Origin of the sequence: Rubrivirga sp., assembly GCF_049648075.1 — a bacterium.
Lineage (GTDB): Bacteria > Bacteroidota > Rhodothermia > Rhodothermales > Rubricoccaceae > Rubrivirga.
Genome location: NZ_JBARYR010000400.1, coordinates 1 through 1687, shown reverse-complemented (window position 1 = coordinate 1687; position 1687 = coordinate 1). Strand labels below are relative to the sequence as shown.

Here is a 1687-nt window from a genome sequence, read left to right as displayed (position 1 = left end):
GCATCCGAGTGATGGACGCGGTGCAAACGCCACAGGAACGGCACGCGGTGGTTCAAGCGGTGCCACGCGTACATCCAGACGTCGATGAGCAGGAATGCCGCGACGATGCGTACCCAGAGCGGCAGATTGACGATGTTGAGCAGCCCGATTCCGTTCTGATTCGCCCATTCCGCCGTCGCTACCCAGAGACCGGCGAACCCGACCGCGACGACCAGTCCGTTTACGGCCCCAAGCGCCAGGTTGCGGGCCGCGTGCCGACCTCGAGAGCGCTCACGAAACGCGTCCAAGAACGGGTGCAGCGTTTCCGCCAGCAACAGCACGGCGAGCACAACAACCGCCGCGATCGGCTGGATCTGCCGGAGAGTTTCGAGGTCCACTACCCGAGCTCCGCCAACCGGTCGGACAACCGAGCGGCTTCGATGGCAAACTCCGTCGACCCGTCTGCTGCGTCGTCCTCGAGGGCGCGAGCGTGCGCCGCGACGCCGAACCGACGGACGTCCTCAACGAGATCCTCGTCAACAGCCGGATACAGGCTCAACAGCTTCTGGTGCATCACATCGAGGACGCGGGCGAAGTCGTCGATCAGCAGACGGTCCTCGAACGACTGGACCGCCGACGCCACGTCCTCGACGCCGACGGCAGCGCGCAGACGAAGCCTTGCGACGTGCGTTTGCAGCTCGCGAAGCAACACCTCGAGGTCGAACCAGACGTCGTCGGCCGGTTGCTGCTCGGAGGCGTCGCGGCCCGCTCGGCGGTCGCCGATCTTCTGGGCCGCCTGAAGCGCGGTCCGGGCGGTCGCCACCAGAGAGACGGCGTGGAAGGAGATCGCGTCGCTCATGAGTCGGCCTCGACGCTAGAGATCGAGGTAGCGCAGGAACGCCTCGGCGCGCTCTTGCAAGTTGTCCTCGGCCTCGTCGAAGACGGCGACGACGCGGTAGTCGTAGTGGGCCATGACGTGGCGGACGCGGGCCGTATCGGTCACGTTGAGCTTGAGCGTCACGCGGACCTGGCCGGCTCCCGGATCATCCTCGGTCGAGACCGACAGGATGCGCACGCCGTTCTGCTCCACGATCTGGGCGACCTGCCCCAGCGAGAAGTCGGCCCGATCGACCTCGAGGACGACGATCGCGCCGGGCTCTTCGGTCGCCAACATATGGGCGAGTTGGCCGAATACGTCACTCCGCACCACAAGTCCAGCGTAGCTGCCGTCTTCCTCGAGGACGGGTACCACGCTCAGGCCGTGCTGCCGCATGACATGGGCGGCATCGAAGACGTGGGTGTCGAGAGAGATGGACACCGGCTCGCCAGCGACCAAGGCGCCCAGCGGGGCGTCCGTATCCGGATGAGCGCGCAGAGCCGCCTCCGTCGCGATCGAATCGAGATGACCCGAGGGGTCGAGGACGGGCAGATGCGCGACGTGGGCTTCTGCGAGCTCGAACAGCGCATCGCCGACCGAGTCGGTCGTCGAGAGCGGATCGAGATGGCTAAGGATCGTGGCGACGGTCATGGGATCGGGGGGGACGACCGGGTCCGGGGAAACTAGCGCGGTCGGCCACCTCTTAGACGCGCAAGAGGCGTTCCAAGTGACGCGGGCGAGATGCGGATTCGGCCCGTTCAGAACGATCCTCGACCCGTTCGGGGTTCTCCTGGTCGTGAGCTAGGCGGACTCGTCCTCGAGGTCGGCGCT

3 protein-coding genes are annotated in these 1687 nt (G+C 66.4%); all 3 read right to left on the bottom strand.

Features of this window, described 5'->3' with window-relative positions:
* On the bottom strand, positions 1 to 377 hold a 377-nt coding region (locus tag WBA11_RS11525), incomplete at its 3' end, for a sterol desaturase family protein (RefSeq protein ID WP_424520829.1).
* On the bottom strand, positions 377 to 838 hold the full coding sequence (locus tag WBA11_RS11520) for a hypothetical protein (RefSeq protein WP_424520828.1): 462 nt from the start codon (positions 836 to 838) through the stop codon (positions 377 to 379). The genes WBA11_RS11520 and WBA11_RS11525, both read right to left, overlap by 1 nt.
* Positions 839 to 853: 15 nt before the next feature.
* Positions 854 to 1507 (bottom strand): CBS domain-containing protein, encoded by a 654-nt coding sequence (locus tag WBA11_RS11515; RefSeq protein WP_424520827.1) that lies wholly within the window; start codon positions 1505 to 1507, stop codon positions 854 to 856.
* Positions 1508 to 1687: the final 180 nt, after the last annotated feature.